This is a genomic window from Cupriavidus sp. IK-TO18, from assembly GCF_015549295.1.
Classification (GTDB): Bacteria; Pseudomonadota; Gammaproteobacteria; order Burkholderiales; family Burkholderiaceae; genus Cupriavidus; species Cupriavidus oxalaticus_A.
On sequence record NZ_JADGMP010000007.1, the window covers coordinates 238,998 to 254,620 of the forward strand.

Genomic DNA, 15,623 nt, shown 5'->3' on the forward strand with positions numbered 1-15,623 from the left:
AACACCATGACGCAACCTGATTCCTACGTACAACGCCTGCGCCGGCTCGATTGCTGCGCCGTCTCGGACGCGCTCGACAAGCTGCAACTGCCCGGCGTGGTCACGGGCCTGCCGCAGCGCAGCGGCGCCGGCCGCATTGCCGGCCGCGCCATCACCGTCAAGCTCGGCACCGGCGCGCCGCCGGCGGGGCCGGTGCGGCACCTGGGCTGCACCGCCATCGAAGCGGCCGGCCCCGACCACATCATCGTGGTCGAGCAGCGCAGCGGCGTCGAAGCCGGCAGCTGGGGCGGCCTGCTGTCGCTGGGCGCCAAGGTGCGCGGCGTGGCCGGCGTGGTCGCCGATGGCCCCGTGCGCGATATCGACGAGGCCATCGCCTTTGATTTCCCGGTGTTCAGCCGGGGCCTGACGTCCTTCACCGCACGCGGCCGCGTGGTGGAGAAGGGCACCAACGTGCCGGTCGAGATCGCGGACGTGACCGTGGCCGGCGGCGACTACGTGCTTGCCGACCGCAGCGCGGTGATCTTCATCGCGGCGCGCGATATCGAGCGCGTGCTCGACACCGCCGAGGCCATCGTCCTCAAGGAGTCCGCCATGTCGAAGGCCATCCTGGCCGGCACGCCGATCGGGCAGGTGATGGGCGGCAACTACGAACACATGCTGAAGGATTGACGACCATGAGCGAATCAACGGACATCAACGTGGGCCGCGCGGCGCGGCTCGATACCGCCACCCTGAGCGACGCGCTCGACAAGCTCGGCATCGCCGGGCAGTGCTACCGCATCAAGCCGCGCGGCGACAGCTTTGCCATGGCGGGGCGCGCGTGGACGCTGCTGTACGGCCCGGCTTCCAACCCGCCGGGCACGGTGGGCGACTACATCGACGACGTGCCGCCGGGCAGCGTGCTGGTACTCGACAACGGCGGGCGCGACAACGCCACCGTGTGGGGCGACATCCTGACCGAGATCGCGCACCGCCGCGGCATCGCCGGCACCGTGATCGACGGCGTGTGCCGCGACGTGGCGCTGTGCCGCCAGCTCGGCTACCCGGTCTTCAGCAAGGACCACTGGATGCGCACCGGCAAGGACCGCGTGCAGGTGGAAGCCACCAATATCCCCGTCAATATCGGTGATGCGCGCGTGCAGCCCGGCGATATCGTGCGCGGCGATGCCGATGGGGTGGTGGTGATCCCGCGCGAGCATGAAGCGGCGGTGCTGGACACGGCCGAGGCCGTCGAGCATGCCGAGAACGCGATCCGCGAAGCCGTGCGCGGCGGCATGCGCCTGGACGAGGCGCGCCGCCAGTTCCGCTATCACCAGTTGCAGACGAAAGGGGCATGAGCATGAAGGAACATGACGCAGCCAGCACCACGCGTGCGGATTTCGAACGCGTGCCGGCGGAGGTCGTCGTGGCCGCGGCGACGCTGCCAACCGCCACGCTGCACGAGGCAGGCGGCAAGATCGGCGTGCTGCCGCCGGTGATCAAGCCGGTGGCGCCCCGCTTCCGCCTGTGCGGCCCGGCGCTGACCGTGCATTCGCCCGGTGGCGACAACCTGTGGCTGCATCGCGCCATCGAAGCCGCCCGGCCCGGCGATGTGCTGGTGGTCCATGTCGGCGGCGCCTACGAGCACGGCTATTGGGGCGAGATCATGACCACTGCCGCCAAGGTGAAGGGCCTGGCGGGACTGGTAATCGACGGCTGCGTGCGCGACGGCGTGCTGCTCGACGAGATCGGCCTCCCCGTCTTTGCGCGCGGGCTGTGCATACGCGGCACCGGCAAGGACTATGGCGCCATCGGCTGGCTCAACGAGCCGGTGCTGTTCGGCGAAACCCGCGTGGAAGCCGGCGACCTGATCGTGGGCGACGCGGATGGCGTGGTGGTCGTGCCGCGGCGGAGCGCGGCCGACGTGGTGGCGCGCGCGCAGCGGCGCGAAGCTGCCGAAGCCGCCATCCTCGGCCGCGTGCGCGCGGGCGAATCGACCATGCAGATCTATGGCTTCCACTGACGGTAAGGCCAGCGCGACCGCGCCGGGGCAGCCGCCGGCGCTTGCCATCGACGGTGCGGTGGCGGTCATCACGCTGCGCCGGCCCGAGGTCGCGAACCGCCTCGAGCCGGAAGACCTCGACCTGATGCGCGAGCACATCGCCGCCATCAATGCCCGCGACGAAGTGCTGGTGCTGCGGATCGAGGCGCAGGGCAAGCATTTCTGCAGCGGCTTCCATATCGGAAAGGTCGGTGGCAGCAACGCCGGCGAGCGCTTCGAAGCCCTCGCCAACGCGCTCGAAGCGGCACGGCCCGTCACCATCGCGGTGATCCAGGGCGGCCTGTACGGGGGCGCTACCGACCTCGCGCTGGCCTGCGATTTCCGGCTGGGCGCGCAGGGCGTCGACATGTTCGTGCCGGCGGCGCGGCTGGGGCTGCTGTTCTATCGCGGCGGGCTGGAGCGATACGTGGCCCGGCTGGGCCTGGCCACGGCCAAGCGCGTGCTGCTGGCGGCCGACAGGCTTGATGCGGCGCAGATGCTGGCATGCGGCTTCCTTGACCGCGTGGCGGCGGATGCGCAAGCGCTGCAGGTGCAGGCCGCCGGGTTGAGCGAAAAGCTGGCCGGCATGGCGCCGCTGGCCCTGCTTGGCATGAAGCGATACCTGAACCGGATCGCGGCCGGCACGCTCGATCCGGCGGAGATTGCCGCCGACATTGCGCGCGCCGATGCGTCCGCAGACCTGCGCGAAGGCGCGCAGGCCTGGCTGGAAAAGCGCGCGCCGCGCTTTCGCGGCTGCTGAGAAGAGAGGATAGGGAATGACATCGTTGTCGACATCGTTGGAAAAAGCCTCGGACAACTACTTTGCCAGGATGCGGCGCGGGCAGGTGCCGCCACCGCCGATCTGCGCATTGCTTGGCGGCAATATCGGCGCGGTCGACCTGCAAGCGGGAACGCTGGAATCCGCCTATCAGGCCACGCCGGCTTTCCTGAACCCGGCCGGCCAGGTGCAGGGCGGCATGCTGGGAGCGATGCTCGACGACGTGACTGCCATGCTGGTGACGGCTACGCTGGGCGCTGAGGAATTCTGTGCAACGCTGAACCTCAACCTCTCCTTCCTGCGGCCGGCCAGAGCAGGCGAATTGCTCGGGCGCGCCAGGCTGGAGCGCCGCGGCAAGAACGTCTGTTACGTTGCGGCGGAGCTGCTGCAGGACGGCCGGGCGGTCGCCACCGCGACGGCAACGTGCATGCTCGTCAGCCGGGCATCGGGCTGAGCGGCAGCCTTCAGCGCTTGCCGCCCGCTTGCGCCGCGAACGTCCGCCATTCGCGGAACACGGCGTCGAGGCATGCCGCCGTCTCGCAGCCGTCACGCTTCTTGCGGAACGCGGCAACCTCGGCCTCCGTGATCGTGCCGGCCTTCAGCTGCCGCTGCTGGTCGGCATAAATGCGCTGATAGCCCATCGAAAACAGCGCCGACTCGCAGATCAGCCGCTGCGAGGGCGCGTGGCCCGCGGGCGCGGCCGACGGGTCGCAGTCGATATCGGTCGCAGCATGGGCGGTGCCGGCGAGCGCAACGGCAATGGCGGCAATGCAGCAGCGCACAAAGCGGGAGCGGAAAAAGCGGAAGCGGAGAAAGCGGGTCATGACGGGTTATGCAGCGGCACGGCCTGACGGCGCTGTGGTGCCGAACTGCTTGCGGTAGGCGGAAGGTGAAATGGCAAAGGTCTGGGCAAAGTGCTGGCGCAACGAAACCGCCGAGCCGAACCCGACCAGGCCGGCGATCACGTCGATGCTCTTGCTGGTGGTCTCCAGCAGCCGCTGCGCCGCGGTGAGCCGGTGGTTCAGCACCCACTGCGTCACCGTGGTGCCGGTCTTGGCCTTGAAGCGCCGCGTGAAATTGCGCCGGCTCATGCCCGCCTTGTCGGCCAGCAGGTCAAGCGTCAGCGGCTGTTCCAGGTGCTCGATGGCCCAATCGAGCGTGGTGCTCAGCTTGTCGGCGCCGGCCGTCTGCGGCAGCGGCTGCTCGATGTACTGCGCCTGCCCGCCATGCCGGTGCGGCGCCACCACCATGCGGCGGGCCACGCGGTTGGCGACGTCCGCGCCATGGTCGCGGCGCACCAGGTGCAGGCAGCAGTCCAGCGCGGCGGCGGTGCCCGCCGACGTGAGGATGCTGCCATCGTCGATATAGAGCGAACGGCGGTCGAGCCGGACCCTGGGATAGCGCGCGGCGAAGTCATCGGCCCAGACCCAGTGGGTAGCCGCCGGCCGGCCGTCGAGCAGGCCGGCCTCGGCGACCACAAAGGTGCCCAGGCACAGCCCGGCGATGCGCGCGCCGCGGGCGCTGGCGGCCTGCAGCGCCGCCAGCAGGGCCGGCGACGGACGTTCCGCCGGGTCGCGCCAGGCCGGCATGATGACGGTATCGGCCTGTTCCAGCGCGCAGAGGTCGTGCTCGACCTCGATGCGGAAGCCCGACATGGTCCGGATCAGGCCGGTCTGCTCGCCGCAGATCAGCAGTCGGTAGCGCGGCACGCCCAGATTGGCGAGATCGTCGCCGAACACGATGCAGGGCACGGACAGGTGAAACGGGCTGATGCCTTCGAAGGCAATCACGGCGACGGTGTGCATCGCTTCCTCGCAGGCAGGGGGGCGTCTGAAGTTGGCCCGATTCTAGCGGATGTTGTCCATCGGGACGCTTTCGGGGCGGCGGCGGTCGTTGGAAACTGCGTGCAGCGATGTGCCATGGCGGCAATCCCGCCAGGCAGGCGCGCTCCCTTCCATCACGATGAAGACAGCGAGGACAACGATGACACACCCGACGATCCGCACCCTGGCCGGTGCCAGCGCCCCCACCGCGATCGCAGCCGCCAGCACGGCGCTGCTGGTGATCGATTTCCAGAACGAATACTTCGACGGCAAGCTGCCGATCCCGGATGGCGCGGCCGCGCTCGGCAACGCGCAGCGCCTGGTGGCGCATGCGGACGCCGCCGGCATTCCCGTGTTCCACGTCCAGCACCTGGCGCCGGCGGGCAGCCCCGTCTTTGCGGAGCAGGGCGCCAGCGCGGCGTTCCACCAGGACCTGCAGCCCGCAGGCCACCATACGGTGGTGCAGAAGACTTCGGTTAGCGTGTTTCCGACCACCGACCTGGACCAGCGCCTCAAGGCCGCCGGCATCAGGACGCTGGTCATCACCGGGTTGATGACGCACGCCTGCGTCGCTGGCGCCGCGCGCGACGCGGTGCCGCTGGGCTATGGCGTGATCGTGGCGGAAGACGCCTGCGCGACGCGCGACCTGGACCGGCCCGGCGGCGTGGTGCGGCATCGTGACCTGCACCAGGCGGCGCTGGCGAGCATCGAGGATACCTTTGGCGATGTGCTGACGACGGAGCAGGTGCTGAAGCTGCCGGTGGTCTGACCGCGGCGCTGCGCGGTCGTCTGCCTACTGTTGCCCCGTGGCGTGTCCCTTTGCCAACCGCACCGGATCCACGAGTCGGTCGAATGCCTCGCCGCTCAGCAATCCCAGCGCAATCGCCGCTTCCCGCGGCGAGACGCCTTGTGCCAGCGCGACTTTGGTGATCTGCGCCGCGCGGTCATAGCCCAGCACCGGGTTGAGCGCGGTGACCGCCAGCAGCGGGTTGTCCAGGTTGCGCGCCAGCCGTTCGGCGTTGACCGCCAGCCCCTGCACCAGCCGCAGGGCGAATACGCGCGCACCATCGGCCAGCACGCGGATCGACTGCAGCACGTTGTAGATCAGCACCGGCTTGGCCACGTTCAGTTCGAAGCTGCCGGAGGCGCCCGCCATGGTCACGGTGACGTGGTTGCCGGCCACCTGCATGGCGGCCTGCGCCACGACCTCGGCGATGGTCGGGTTGCGCTTGCCGGGCATGATCGACGAAGTCAGGCCATCGTCCGGCAGCACCAGCTCGCCCAGCCCGCAGCGCGGGCCCGAGCCCAGCCAGCGCAGGTCGTTGGCGATCTTGGTGAGGGAGACGGCGATCACGTTGAGCACGCCCGACAGCTCGACCAGCGCATCGTGCGCGGCCATGCCCTCGACCTTGCAGGGATTGGAGCGGAAGGAATGGCCGGTGAGCTGACTGGCTTCCTCGCAGAAGGCCTCGGCAAAACCCGCCGGGGCGTTCAGGCCGGTGCCGGCCGCGGTGCCGCCTTGCGGCAGCACCAGCAGGCGCGGCAGGGCGCCGCGCACGCGTTCGATGGCGTTGTCTACCTGCGCGGCAAAGCCGTCGAACGCCTGCCCCATGGTCATGGGCACGGCGTCCATCAGGTGCGTGCGCGCAATCTTGAGCATATCGGCAAAGGCCAGGGCGCGCTCGCGCAGGGTGTCGCGCAGCATCACCAGGGCAGGTAGCAGCCGGTCTTCCAGTTCCAGCACCGCGCTCAGGTGCATGACCGTCGGAAAGCTGTCGTTGGACGACTGCGACGCGTTGACGTGGTCGTTCGGGTGCACCGGCGCGCGCGTGCCCAGGGGTTGGCCCAGCCGCTCGTTGGCGCGGTTGGCGATGACCTCGTTGGCATTCATGTTGGTCTGCGTGCCCGATCCGGTCTGCCAGATCGTCAGCGGGAAATGGCTGTCGAAGCGGCCACAGCGCAGCTCGGCGGCGGCGTCGACGATCGCCTCGGCAATGGCGGCGTCGAGCGCGCCGCAACGCAGGTTGGCCCTGGCCGCCGCCATCTTGTGCACGCCGAAGGCATGGACCAGGCAGTCGGGAAAACGCTCTTCGCCGATCTCGAAGATCGCCAGCGCCCGCTGCGTCTGGGCGCCCCAGTAGCGGTCGGCGGGGATGTCGAGCGGACCGAAGGCGTCGTGTTCTACGCGATATGCTGTCATGGTTGCTCAGTCCAGCGCTCAGTCCAGCGAGATATTGGCCCTGGCCGCCACTGCCTTCCAGCGCGTGATCTCGGCCTGGGTGTGCTTGCCGAGCGCGCCGGCGGTGTATTGCTCAGGCGGCAGCATCTGGATCGCCTGCGCGGTCATCTTGCCGGTGAAGGCCTTGTCGGCAATGACCTTCAGGTAGGCCTGCTGCATCTTGTCGATGACGGCCTGCGGCGTGCCCCTGGGCGCGTAGATGCCGTACCACGTGCTGGCCTCGAAGCCGGCCAGTCCCGATTCGGCCAGCGTGGGTACGTCCTTGAGCTGCGCCACGCGGGTCGCGGAGGTGACCGCCAGCGGCCGCACCTTGGATTCGGTGATCTGCGGCAGCGCCGTATTGGTCTGGTCGAACATGCCGTCGACCTGCCCGCCGATCACGTCGATCAGCGCCGGGCCGGCCCCCTTGTACGGCACCAGCGATACCTGCATGCCCGCCGACGCCGCGAACAGCGCCGCCACCAGGTGCGAGGTGGAGCCCATGCCGGCATTGCTCAGGTTGAGCTTGCCGGGGTTCTTCTTGCCGAACTCGACCAGGTCGCGCACGTTTTTCGCGGGATGGTCCTTGCGCACCATCAGCACCATCGGCGTATCCGGGAAGCGGAACACCGGCGCGAAGTCCTTGACCGGGTCGTAGGACAGTTTCTTGTACAACGCCGGCGCGGCGCCCATGTAGCCCATGTGCCCGACCAGCATGGTGTAGCCGTCAGCCGGCGCGCGCGCCGCCTTGGCCGTGCCGACGGTGCCGCCGGCGCCCGGCGAGTTGTCGATGATGATCGACTGGCCGACCTCGCGCGAGACCCGCTCGGCAATGGTGCGCGCCAGCGCATCGGTGGGGCCGCCGGCCGCGAACGGGACGATCCAGGTGATCGGCTTGCTGGGCCAGGCCTGTGCAAGTGCCGGGGTTGCGGCCACGGCCGTGGCGAGTGCCAGTGCCGCGCAGGCGGCCACTTTGCGGATGGGGTTCATGGCTTTGTCTCCTTGGATTGATTGGTAATGCGGGTCGGCCTGCTGCCTCAGGCCGCGGATTGCTTTCGGGACAGCGCGACGGCGCGGTCGACCATCTGCGGCGCGAGGCCGAGGTAGTTGGCCGGATCGGTCATCCGGTCGATGGCGGCGCGGTCGAAGTGCTTCGTCACGGCCGGCAGCGCGGCCAGCGCGTCGGCCAGCGTGCCGCCGTGCTCGTTGACCGTGCGGCAGGCGTCGTAGACCACGTCGTGGGCCTGCTGGCGGCCGATATGCGGGGCCATCCCCATCATCACAGCCTCGGCCACGATCAGGCCGTTGGTGATACCCAGGTTGTGCTTCATGCGGGCTTCGTCGACGACCAGGTCGCCCAGCGCGAACTTCGCCTGGTGCAGCGCGCCGGCGGTCAGGATGAAGCTCTCGGGGATGGCAATCCATTCCGCATGCCAGGGTCCGGTGGCGCGCTCGAAGTCCTGCACCATCGCGTCGACCATCAGCCCGGCGTGCTGGCGCACCGCCTTGGATGCGGCCAGCATCAGCTCGCTGGAAATCGGGTTGCGCTTCTGCGGCATGGTGCTGCTGGCACCGCGGCCCTTGACGAAGGGCTCGTACACCTCGGCGAATTCGGTCGACGCCATGATCATGATGTCGAGCGCGATCTTGCCCAGCGAGCCGGTGATGAGCGCGAGCAGGTTGACCGCTTCGGCAAAGCCGTCGCGTGCCACGTGCCAGGTGGTGGCCGGCACGCCGAGGCCCAGCTCCTGCGCCAGCGCTTCCTGCACTGCGAAGCCCTTGTTGCCATCTTGTCGGCCGAGCGATGCCAGCGTGCCGGCCGCGCCCGCGAACTCGACCACGGCCACACGCGGACGCAGTTCGGCCAGGCGCTGCTGGTGGCGGTCGAACATGGCCAGCCAGATCGCCGCCTTGTAGCCGAAGGTCACCGGCAGCGCCTGCTGCAGGTGGGTGCGGCCGGCCATCGGCGTGTCGCGGTGCCTGACCGCCAGGTCGGCCAGGATGCCGCGCAGCGCGCGGATATCGGCGTCGATGCTGTCGAGCGCGTCGCGCACCTGCAGCGCGACCGCGGTGTCCATGATGTCCTGCGTGGTGGCGCCCCAGTGCACATAGCGTCCGGCGTCGCCGCACATCGCCACCAGCTGGTGTACCAGGGGCAGGATCGGATAGCCGACAATGTCGGTTTCCTCGCGCATGTGGTCGAAGTCGATGCGCTCCAGGCGCGACTCGCGGGCGATGACCTCGGCCGCTTCCGCGGGGATGATGCCGACCCTGGCCTCGGCCTTGGCCAGCGCGACCTCGACGTCGATATAGCGCTGGATCAGGGCCACATCGGAGAAAATCTGGCGCATCCCGGCGGTGCCGAAGGCATCGCGGAACAGGATCGAGTCAACGACAGTACTGGCCGTAGGGGCAAGGAACAGGGTCATGGGGCTACCTTGAGGAAAAGAGGGTAGTTCGTTAATATGTTCGAACATATCCACCATTAAATATGTTCGAACATATTTAGGAAAGGAGGGTAAACCCGTGTCCTACGAGGCCGCGGGCAGGCGGTCATGAGCAAAACCAATCCGGCAGAGATCAGCAAACAACTTATCGAGGGCATCACCTCCGGCCGCTACGCGGTCGGATCGCTGCTGCCCACCGAATTCGAGCTGTGCGAGCAGTACCAGGCCAGCCGCTACACCATCCGCGCGGTGTTGCAGGAACTGCAGCAGCTGGGGCTGGTGTCGCGGCGCAAGAACGTGGGCACGCGCGTGGAATCGGCGCGGCCGCGGCCGGTGTTCCGGCCCTCGCTGGCGTCGGTGGACGACCTGATGCAGTTCGCCGCCGAGCACCTGCGCGTGGTGCAGTCGGTGGATGAGGTCGCGGTGACCGCCGAGGTGGCGGCCGAGATCGGCTGCGAGCCGGGTGCGCGCTGGCTGCGGATTTCCAGCCTGCGGATGGATGGCGGCGAGGGCGGCACGCCGATGGCATGGACCGACATCTACGTGGATCCTGCCTATGCCGAGCTTGGCGAACTGGTGCGCGCGTCGCCGGACATGCTGGTCAGCACGCTGATGGAGTCGCGCTATGACCGGCAGATCGCGGAGATCCGCCAGGACGTGCGCGCGTTTGCGCTCGGTGAGGGGCGCATCGCCGAAGCGCTCAGGCTGGAACCTGGCGCGGCCGCGTTGAAGATCGTGCGGCGCTACCTGGACGCCGCCGGCGAGACCTTCGAAGTCTCGGTTACGGTACACCCCGCCGACAGTTTTTCTGTTTCGATGCGCTTGCAGCGCTCGGCGGGGTAGGGATTGCCGCAGCCGCCGTGCGGCGGCTCTATGCTGAAGTGGGAGCGCCAGCGGACATGCACCATCCACACTTTCAGCCAGGCACACTTTGGCCGGCCATTGTCCGACGGACAGCGCACGCCCTGCAGAGCGGCGCATTATGTCCGATCGAGACCATCCAGACGGTAATCGAGGACGGCGGCGTGCGCTTCCTGGTGCGCGAGGTGTCGAGCCTGCGGAGCAAGGACAAGGCTCGCAAGGGGGGCAGTGCCGGCGGCAATCCGTTCCTGCCCTATGACGCTGAACTGTTTGTCACGGATATCTCCGAAGGCCATGTGGCCCTGCTGAACAAGTTCTACGTCATCGAACATCACCTGCTGATCGTCACCCGCTGCTTCGAACCGCAGGAATCACTACTGACCCTCCCGGACTTTGCCGCACTGCTTGCTTGCATGGCGGAGTTCCCAAGCCTGGGCTTCTACAACGGCGGGGCGGCCGCCGGTGCGAGCCAGGCCCACAAGCACCTGCAGCTCGTGCCGCTGCCTCTGGCCGCAGGCAGTCCATTGCCGGTCGATGCCTTGCTGCAGCCGGCGCGGATCAGCGGCGACCCAGGCGCCATCCGCGCCGTCCCGGGCCTTCCGTTTGCGCACGCATTCGCACCACTGGACCTGGTTGCGGCGCCCCCGCACGAGCTGGCTTGCACGGCCTGGGAGCGCTACCGCACATTGCTCGATTCAGTTGGCGTACGGACGCTGCATGTCGATGGCATATTGCTTCAGTCGGCGCCATACAACCTGCTGGTCATGCCTGCCGGGCTGCTGCTGGTGCGCAGGGCCAGGGAATGCGTGGAAGGCATCCCGCTCAATGCCCTCGCATTTGCCGGCTCGTTGTTTGTCCGGGATGCAGCGCAGCGGCGTACGGTTGAGAGGCTTGGTCCGATGAGTCTCCTCCGGCGCGCCGCGGCAGCCGGTGGGCCGGATGGGGAGGGATAGACACGCAGTGCCCGGCAGGACACGCCAGTTCGTTTTGTGCGCTGTCAACGCAACGCTATTATGTAAGTAAATGTTATATACATGACGTTTGACGCACATTAAGGCGTGAACTCCACTTCACCTCTGGTAAGTCCCTAGGGACGAAATTAGAGTAAGCCCTCTAATCTTTGCGTTGGTCTTTGTGCAGTGCATCAAGGGCCATCACCGTTTGGAAAACCATGCTCGACCGGTGCCTTGTAGCCTTGCGGCAGGCGACACCCGGCGACTACAAGAGGCGTACCCAATCCATGTCCTTTTTTACGTCCGATCAGTTTGCGGCAGTCCATAAGAACAACCTGAACAACCTGGCCAAGCTGTCGAACTCCACCCTCGAAGGGATCCAGAAGCTGACGGAATTGAACCTGCAGGCAGCCAAGGCAGCGATGGCTGAAGGGCAGGTAATCCTGCAGGCCGTGTCGGCCAACAAAGATCTCGGCTTGTCAGTTCAAGCCAATGTGCCGCAGTCTGCTGCGGACAAAGCCATCGAGTATGCGCGCCACGTGTGCGAGATCGCATCGCAGGCCCAGGCCGACCTGGCCAGGGCCGTTGAAGAGCAATACGAGCAGCAGCAGCGCAATGTGCAGGCCTTCGTCGATGCCTTCGTGAAAAATGCCCCGGCCGGTTCCGAAGCCATTTCCGCCACGCTGCAGGCGACATTAGATAACGCCACGCAATCCTACCGCGCCGCGCAAGCCCTGAGCCAGCAGCTGGCCGGCCTGGCTTCCGCCACGTTTACCGCAACCCCCGGCGCGGCTACGGGCCCGGATCGCCAGCCAACGCAGCGCTAGTCCGCCGGATCGAGCGGCGCGCGCCGGCCTGGCCGGTATCCATCCAAGAAGAAACTCGGCCATCGATCGGCTCCCCCCTTGCCGCATGGCGCCGGCAGGGGCTGCAGCCGTTGCGGTAAGCCGTTAAGTCGGCCTGCCATTCCCGGCAGGTCAGGGGTCTTTTACTTTGCAAGAAGAGAGAATCAGCATGACGAAGAAAATCGCATTGGTTACCGGCGGCATGGGTGGCCTGGGAGAGGCCATTTCCATCCGCTTGCATGACGCGGGCTATACGGTGGTGGTCACGCATTCGCCGGGCAACACCAAGGTCCAGGAATGGCTGGCATCCATGGCCGCCGGCGGCCGCGAGATCCGCGCGTACGAGGTCGATGTGGCGGACTACGAGAGCTGCCAGGCAGGCATGGCACGAATCCTGGCCGAGTTCGGCCGCGTCGACATCCTGGTGAACAACGCCGGCATCACGCGGGACATGGCGTTCAGGAAGATGGACAAGCCAAACTGGGATGCGGTGATCAGGACCAATCTCGACTCCGTGTTCAATGTCACCAAGCCCCTCTGCGAGGGCATGGTGGAGCGCGGGTGGGGCCGGATCATCAACATCTCGTCAGTCAACGCTTCCAAGGGCGCCTTTGGCCAGACCAACTATTCCGCGGCCAAGGCCGGCATGCATGGCTTCACCAAGGCCCTGGCCCTGGAGGTCGCCAGGAAAGGCGTGACGGTCAACACGGTATCGCCGGGCTACCTGGCCACCAAGATGGTGACGGCCGTGCCGAAGGAGATCATGGACAGCAAGATCCTGCCGCAGATTCCGATGGGGCGCCTGGGCAAGCCCGAGGAAGTGGCGGGGCTGGTCGCTTTCCTTTGCTCGGAGGATGCGGCTTACCTGACTGGTGCGAATCTCGCCATCAACGGCGGTCAGCATATGGACTGACGTAGGGATGGGCGGTCGGGGCGCCGTCAATGGCTATATCGCCGGCTATGCGGCAGCCGTGATTGCCGGCCTCGGATTCCAAAGAAAATGCCCGCCGTGATCCGCGGCGGGCATTCCTTGGCAACGAACCCGGTGGCGGCGCGCCGGCCTTACTCCAGCTTCGCGCCCGAACGCTCGACGATGTCCTTCCACTTCTTGTAGTCCGACTGCACCAGGTCGGAGAACTCCCTGGTCGTCATCAGCTTGGCTTCCGCGCCTTGCTCCTGGATCGCCTGGATCATCGCCGGCGTGGCCAGGACCTTGTTCACTTCGGCATGGATGCGGTTGACCACCTCGGGCGGCGTCCTGGCCGGGGCGAACAGGCCGTACCAGGTGCTGACGTCCACCTGCTTGTAGCCGCTTTCCGCCACGGTGGGCACGTCAGGCAGCGACGTGCTGCGCGTGGCCGAGGTCACGGCCAGCGCGCGCAGCTTGCCCGCCTTGACCTGCGCCAGCGCCGACGGCACCGATGCCACCATCAGGTCGACGTTGCCGGCCAGCGCGTCCATCATCGCCGCGTTGGAGCCCTTGTAGGGCACGTGCAGCAGCTTGATTCCCGCCGCATGGCTGAAGATCTCGGCAGCCAGGTGGATGGTGGTGCCGTTGCCGGGCGAACCATACTTGACCGCGCCCGGTGCGCTGCGCGCGGCGGTGACCACGTCGGCCAGCGTCTTGAAGCGCGAATTGGCCGACGTGACGATCACGATCGGGGTGTAGGCGACATGGCTGATCGCGACCAGGTCGCGGGTCGGCACATAAGTGACCGACTTGTACAGCCACGGCGCGACCACCAGATTGTCCTTCTGGCCCATCACCAGCTCATAACCGGTCGGCGCTGCCCGGACCGCCTCGGCGATGCCCAGCGTGCCGCCGGCGCCCGGCTTGTTGTCCGGCACGAAATTCCACTTGGTGGCCTGGCCGACCTGCGTTGCCACCAGGCGGGACAGGATGTCGGTGCCGCCGCCGGGCGGGAACGGGATCACCAGCCGGATCGGCTTGGTCGGAAAGCTGGCCGGGGTCTGCGCGTGGGCGCTCGTCAGTCCGCATGCCACCAGCAGGGTGGCAAAGAGGGCCTTCAACATCTTGTTTCTCCTCGATCGAAATCTTGCGGGGCGGACCCTGGCTTGCTGCCTGTGAACCTGTCGGATTGCGGCGGTGTCGGGCACTGGAACGGCCCGGAGCGGATGGCGGGGAACGTCTGGATCGTGCGGTGGCGAGGCAAGCGCAGGGGTCTCGGCCCTGGTCGCGAGCCGACATTTTCGCATATTAGGTATGCGTTGGCCCGATATCGCCTTCGGGCAGCGTGGGTCCTGTTGCGTTGGCGCGCTCAGCCGGCCAGCGCGCGGCAGAGCGATTGCAGGTCGCTGAGGATCAGGTGCGGGCGCGCGCCGCCGCGTTGCCATTGCGCCGTGTGCGGGCCGTCCGGGCGCACCAGCCACGCGGCCTGCAGCCCCGCGCCCAGTGCGCCGACGATGTCGAGGTCGGGATCGTCGCCGACATGCAGCATCTGTTCCGGCGGCGTGTCGACTGCCGCGGCCGCCGCATGGAAGATCGCCGCCGCCGGCTTGGCCGTGCCGAACGTTCCGGCGCTGAGCGCCGCGCGGAAGAAGTGATGGCCGCCGGTGACCTTCAGGTCGGCGTTGCCGTTGGACACGGCCACCAGCGGGAAGCGTTCGCTGAGCCATTCCAGCGCGGGCAGCGCGTCCTCGAAGAATTCGACCTGCTGCCGCGCGGCAAAGAAGGCGTCGTATGCGTCTTCTGCCAGGCTAGCGTCCGCGCCGGCCATCTCCAGCGCCAGCAGGATCGAGCCGAGGCGCAGCGCACGGTAGTCATGCGCAAGGTGCGGGTTGCGGCCTTCATAGCTCGCGCGCAGGTCGCGCAGCACCGCGGGCGAGGTCAGCACCCCGGCTGTCTTCGGCGCGTGCTGCAGCAGCCAGGCCAGCAGCGTCGCCTCGGCGCGGGCCACGGCGGGGCCGAACGGCCACAGGGTGTCGTCGAGATCGAAGGAGATGGCGGAGACCTTGGACAGGCGCATGGGGCGGGGACGCTGCGGATTGGCGAGGGCGATGGGGTCTGGTAGCTTACCACCGCGCGGGCCCCGTTTCCGTCGCTCGTTTCCGCCAGCCATTTCCGCCGGCCATTTCCGCCGGCCGTTTCCGATGTGCCGGCCGCGCCATAATCTCGCACCGCCCGCATCTTGTGGCTAGAATCCGCCAGCGTGTTCGAGCCCGATTATGCGACCGAGGCGTCGCGGCGCGGCGACTCCACCGTGCGCGTGCACCTGCGCAACTACGATGCCGCGCGCCTGCAGCGCTTCTGGCATGCGTGGTGCGCAGATACGACGTACAACCTGACCTACCGGAATTGCGCCGTCAGCGTGGCGCGCGCGCTCGAAGCCGCGGTGGAAGGCGCCTTGATGCGCAGGCGAGGGCAGCGGCAGTCGTGGACGCTGCTGCTGCAGACGCTGTGCATGCCGGAGCTATGGCTGGCCGCACAGATCCGCAAGCGCGGCAAGACCATGGCGTGGACGCCGGGGCTGGTGCGTGACTACGCGCGTGCACTGAGCCTGCTGGTCGATCCGCATCCGCACCCGCATGCGCACCCGCGCCGGTTGTGGCGGCTCGGCATCGCTGCGATGAATCGCTGGCGCCGGCAGCGGCGGCAATGGCGCGCGGCCGACCACCGCGTGCACGCGGAATAGCGCGCGTACGCGTGGTCGTCTTCAA

General features: G+C 67.7%; 18 protein-coding genes. 11 read left to right on the top strand and 7 right to left on the bottom strand.

All coding sequences use genetic code 11. From position 1 onward, the window contains the following. Positions 1-6 precede the first annotated feature (6 nt). From IPF36_RS06430 to IPF36_RS06450, 5 genes are read left to right on the top strand one after another with little or no spacing between them, the layout of a single operon-like run. A complete protein-coding gene (locus IPF36_RS06430; RefSeq protein WP_195427601.1) occupies positions 7-669 on the top strand; it encodes an RraA family protein in 663 nt (220 codons plus the stop codon). Positions 670-674: 5 nt separating this feature from the next. Continuing rightward, on the top strand, positions 675-1,337 hold the full coding sequence (locus IPF36_RS06435; RefSeq protein ID WP_133096381.1) for an RraA family protein: 663 nt from the start codon (positions 675-677) through the stop codon (positions 1,335-1,337). 2 nt (positions 1,338-1,339) lie between these two features. After that, positions 1,340-2,002 carry a 4-carboxy-4-hydroxy-2-oxoadipate aldolase/oxaloacetate decarboxylase gene (locus tag IPF36_RS06440; protein WP_195427702.1) on the top strand — a complete coding sequence of 221 codons (663 nt, stop codon included), beginning with the start codon at positions 1,340-1,342 and terminating at the stop codon, positions 2,000-2,002. Further along, positions 1,989-2,780: an enoyl-CoA hydratase/isomerase family protein gene (locus IPF36_RS06445; protein ID WP_135705421.1), complete on the top strand. Its 792-nt coding sequence runs from the start codon at positions 1,989-1,991 to the stop codon at positions 2,778-2,780. The genes IPF36_RS06440 and IPF36_RS06445 overlap by 14 nt, the downstream gene beginning before the upstream one ends. A 16-nt stretch (positions 2,781-2,796) precedes the next feature. Beyond that, positions 2,797-3,252 carry a PaaI family thioesterase gene (locus tag IPF36_RS06450; protein ID WP_135705420.1) on the top strand — a complete coding sequence of 152 codons (456 nt, stop codon included), beginning with the start codon at positions 2,797-2,799 and terminating at the stop codon, positions 3,250-3,252. A 10-nt stretch (positions 3,253-3,262) separates the two neighbouring features. On the opposite strand, the gene IPF36_RS06455 is transcribed toward IPF36_RS06450, so the two are convergent. After that, complete coding sequence (locus tag IPF36_RS06455) at positions 3,263-3,622, bottom strand: hypothetical protein (RefSeq protein ID WP_218959496.1); 360 nt, start codon at positions 3,620-3,622, stop codon at positions 3,263-3,265. 6 nt (positions 3,623-3,628) lie between these two features. After that, positions 3,629-4,603 (bottom strand): GlxA family transcriptional regulator, encoded by a 975-nt coding sequence (locus IPF36_RS06460; RefSeq protein ID WP_195427602.1) that lies wholly within the window; start codon positions 4,601-4,603, stop codon positions 3,629-3,631. A 178-nt stretch (positions 4,604-4,781) separates the two neighbouring features. On the opposite strand from IPF36_RS06460, the gene IPF36_RS06465 reads away from it, so the two are divergent. Continuing rightward, positions 4,782-5,390, top strand: coding sequence for a cysteine hydrolase family protein (locus IPF36_RS06465; RefSeq protein WP_195427603.1), 609 nt, complete (start codon positions 4,782-4,784; stop codon positions 5,388-5,390). A gap of 24 nt (positions 5,391-5,414) precedes the next feature. On the opposite strand, the gene IPF36_RS06470 is transcribed toward IPF36_RS06465, so the two are convergent. Genes IPF36_RS06470 through IPF36_RS06480 form a run of 3 tightly spaced genes read right to left on the bottom strand, consistent with a single transcriptional unit; the run spans position 5,415 to position 9,268 of the window. Continuing rightward, positions 5,415-6,821, bottom strand: a complete 1,407-nt coding sequence (locus IPF36_RS06470; protein ID WP_133096378.1) for a lyase family protein — start codon at positions 6,819-6,821, stop codon at positions 5,415-5,417. An 18-nt stretch (positions 6,822-6,839) separates the two neighbouring features. Continuing rightward, entirely contained in the window at positions 6,840-7,829 is a 990-nt protein-coding gene (locus IPF36_RS06475) for a tripartite tricarboxylate transporter substrate binding protein BugD (protein WP_135705417.1), read from the bottom strand. 47 nt (positions 7,830-7,876) lie between these two features. Next, complete coding sequence (locus tag IPF36_RS06480) at positions 7,877-9,268, bottom strand: adenylosuccinate lyase family protein (RefSeq protein ID WP_135705416.1); 1,392 nt, start codon at positions 9,266-9,268, stop codon at positions 7,877-7,879. Positions 9,269-9,394: 126 nt separating this feature from the next. Here IPF36_RS06480 and IPF36_RS06485 point away from each other — a divergent pair, with 126 nt between their 5' ends. The 4 genes from IPF36_RS06485 (at position 9,395) to phbB (ending at position 12,858) form a co-directional block, all read left to right on the top strand. Then, entirely contained in the window at positions 9,395-10,129 is a 735-nt protein-coding gene (locus IPF36_RS06485; protein ID WP_135705415.1) for a GntR family transcriptional regulator, read from the top strand. 56 nt (positions 10,130-10,185) lie between these two features. Continuing rightward, positions 10,186-11,100 (top strand): phosphorylase, encoded by a 915-nt coding sequence (locus IPF36_RS06490; protein WP_195427604.1) that lies wholly within the window; start codon positions 10,186-10,188, stop codon positions 11,098-11,100. Positions 11,101-11,387: 287 nt separating this feature from the next. Further along, positions 11,388-11,927, top strand: coding sequence for a TIGR01841 family phasin (phaP, locus tag IPF36_RS06495; RefSeq protein ID WP_195427605.1), 540 nt, complete (start codon positions 11,388-11,390; stop codon positions 11,925-11,927). Positions 11,928-12,114: 187 nt separating this feature from the next. Continuing rightward, positions 12,115-12,858 (top strand): acetoacetyl-CoA reductase, encoded by a 744-nt coding sequence (gene phbB, locus IPF36_RS06500; protein ID WP_133096373.1) that lies wholly within the window; start codon positions 12,115-12,117, stop codon positions 12,856-12,858. A gap of 149 nt (positions 12,859-13,007) precedes the next feature. On the opposite strand, the gene IPF36_RS06505 is transcribed toward phbB, so the two are convergent. Together IPF36_RS06505 and IPF36_RS06510 are read right to left on the bottom strand one after the other, a co-directional pair. Beyond that, positions 13,008-13,979 (bottom strand): tripartite tricarboxylate transporter substrate binding protein, encoded by a 972-nt coding sequence (locus tag IPF36_RS06505; protein ID WP_195427606.1) that lies wholly within the window; start codon positions 13,977-13,979, stop codon positions 13,008-13,010. Positions 13,980-14,224: 245 nt separating this feature from the next. Next, positions 14,225-14,932 (bottom strand): HAD-IA family hydrolase, encoded by a 708-nt coding sequence (locus tag IPF36_RS06510; RefSeq protein WP_195427607.1) that lies wholly within the window; start codon positions 14,930-14,932, stop codon positions 14,225-14,227. A 183-nt stretch (positions 14,933-15,115) separates the two neighbouring features. On the opposite strand from IPF36_RS06510, the gene IPF36_RS06515 reads away from it, so the two are divergent. Then, a complete protein-coding gene (locus IPF36_RS06515) occupies positions 15,116-15,598 on the top strand; it encodes a hypothetical protein (RefSeq protein ID WP_195427608.1) in 483 nt (160 codons plus the stop codon). The last annotated feature ends 25 nt before the right edge of the window (positions 15,599-15,623 follow it).

Bases quoted from the DNA above. Each gene is read 5' to 3' on its own strand.
- IPF36_RS06430 (WP_195427601.1), top strand. From the start codon at position 7: ATGACGCAACCTGATTCCTACGTACAACGCCTGCGCCGGCTCGATTGC.
- IPF36_RS06435 (WP_133096381.1), top strand. From the start codon at position 675: ATGAGCGAATCAACGGACATCAACGTGGGCCGCGCGGCGCGGCTCGAT.
- IPF36_RS06440 (WP_195427702.1), top strand. From the start codon at position 1,340: ATGAAGGAACATGACGCAGCCAGCACCACGCGTGCGGATTTCGAACGC.
- IPF36_RS06445 (WP_135705421.1), top strand. From the start codon at position 1,989: ATGGCTTCCACTGACGGTAAGGCCAGCGCGACCGCGCCGGGGCAGCCG.
- IPF36_RS06450 (WP_135705420.1), top strand. From the start codon at position 2,797: ATGACATCGTTGTCGACATCGTTGGAAAAAGCCTCGGACAACTACTTT.
- IPF36_RS06455 (WP_218959496.1), bottom strand. From the start codon at position 3,622: ATGACCCGCTTTCTCCGCTTCCGCTTTTTCCGCTCCCGCTTTGTGCGC.
- IPF36_RS06460 (WP_195427602.1), bottom strand. From the start codon at position 4,603: ATGCACACCGTCGCCGTGATTGCCTTCGAAGGCATCAGCCCGTTTCAC.
- IPF36_RS06465 (WP_195427603.1), top strand. From the start codon at position 4,782: ATGACACACCCGACGATCCGCACCCTGGCCGGTGCCAGCGCCCCCACC.
- IPF36_RS06470 (WP_133096378.1), bottom strand. From the start codon at position 6,821: ATGACAGCATATCGCGTAGAACACGACGCCTTCGGTCCGCTCGACATC.
- IPF36_RS06475 (WP_135705417.1), bottom strand. From the start codon at position 7,829: ATGAACCCCATCCGCAAAGTGGCCGCCTGCGCGGCACTGGCACTCGCC.
- IPF36_RS06480 (WP_135705416.1), bottom strand. From the start codon at position 9,268: ATGACCCTGTTCCTTGCCCCTACGGCCAGTACTGTCGTTGACTCGATC.
- IPF36_RS06485 (WP_135705415.1), top strand. From the start codon at position 9,395: ATGAGCAAAACCAATCCGGCAGAGATCAGCAAACAACTTATCGAGGGC.
- IPF36_RS06490 (WP_195427604.1), top strand. From the start codon at position 10,186: ATGCACCATCCACACTTTCAGCCAGGCACACTTTGGCCGGCCATTGTC.
- phaP (WP_195427605.1), top strand. From the start codon at position 11,388: ATGTCCTTTTTTACGTCCGATCAGTTTGCGGCAGTCCATAAGAACAAC.
- phbB (WP_133096373.1), top strand. From the start codon at position 12,115: ATGACGAAGAAAATCGCATTGGTTACCGGCGGCATGGGTGGCCTGGGA.
- IPF36_RS06505 (WP_195427606.1), bottom strand. From the start codon at position 13,979: ATGTTGAAGGCCCTCTTTGCCACCCTGCTGGTGGCATGCGGACTGACG.
- IPF36_RS06510 (WP_195427607.1), bottom strand. From the start codon at position 14,932: ATGCGCCTGTCCAAGGTCTCCGCCATCTCCTTCGATCTCGACGACACC.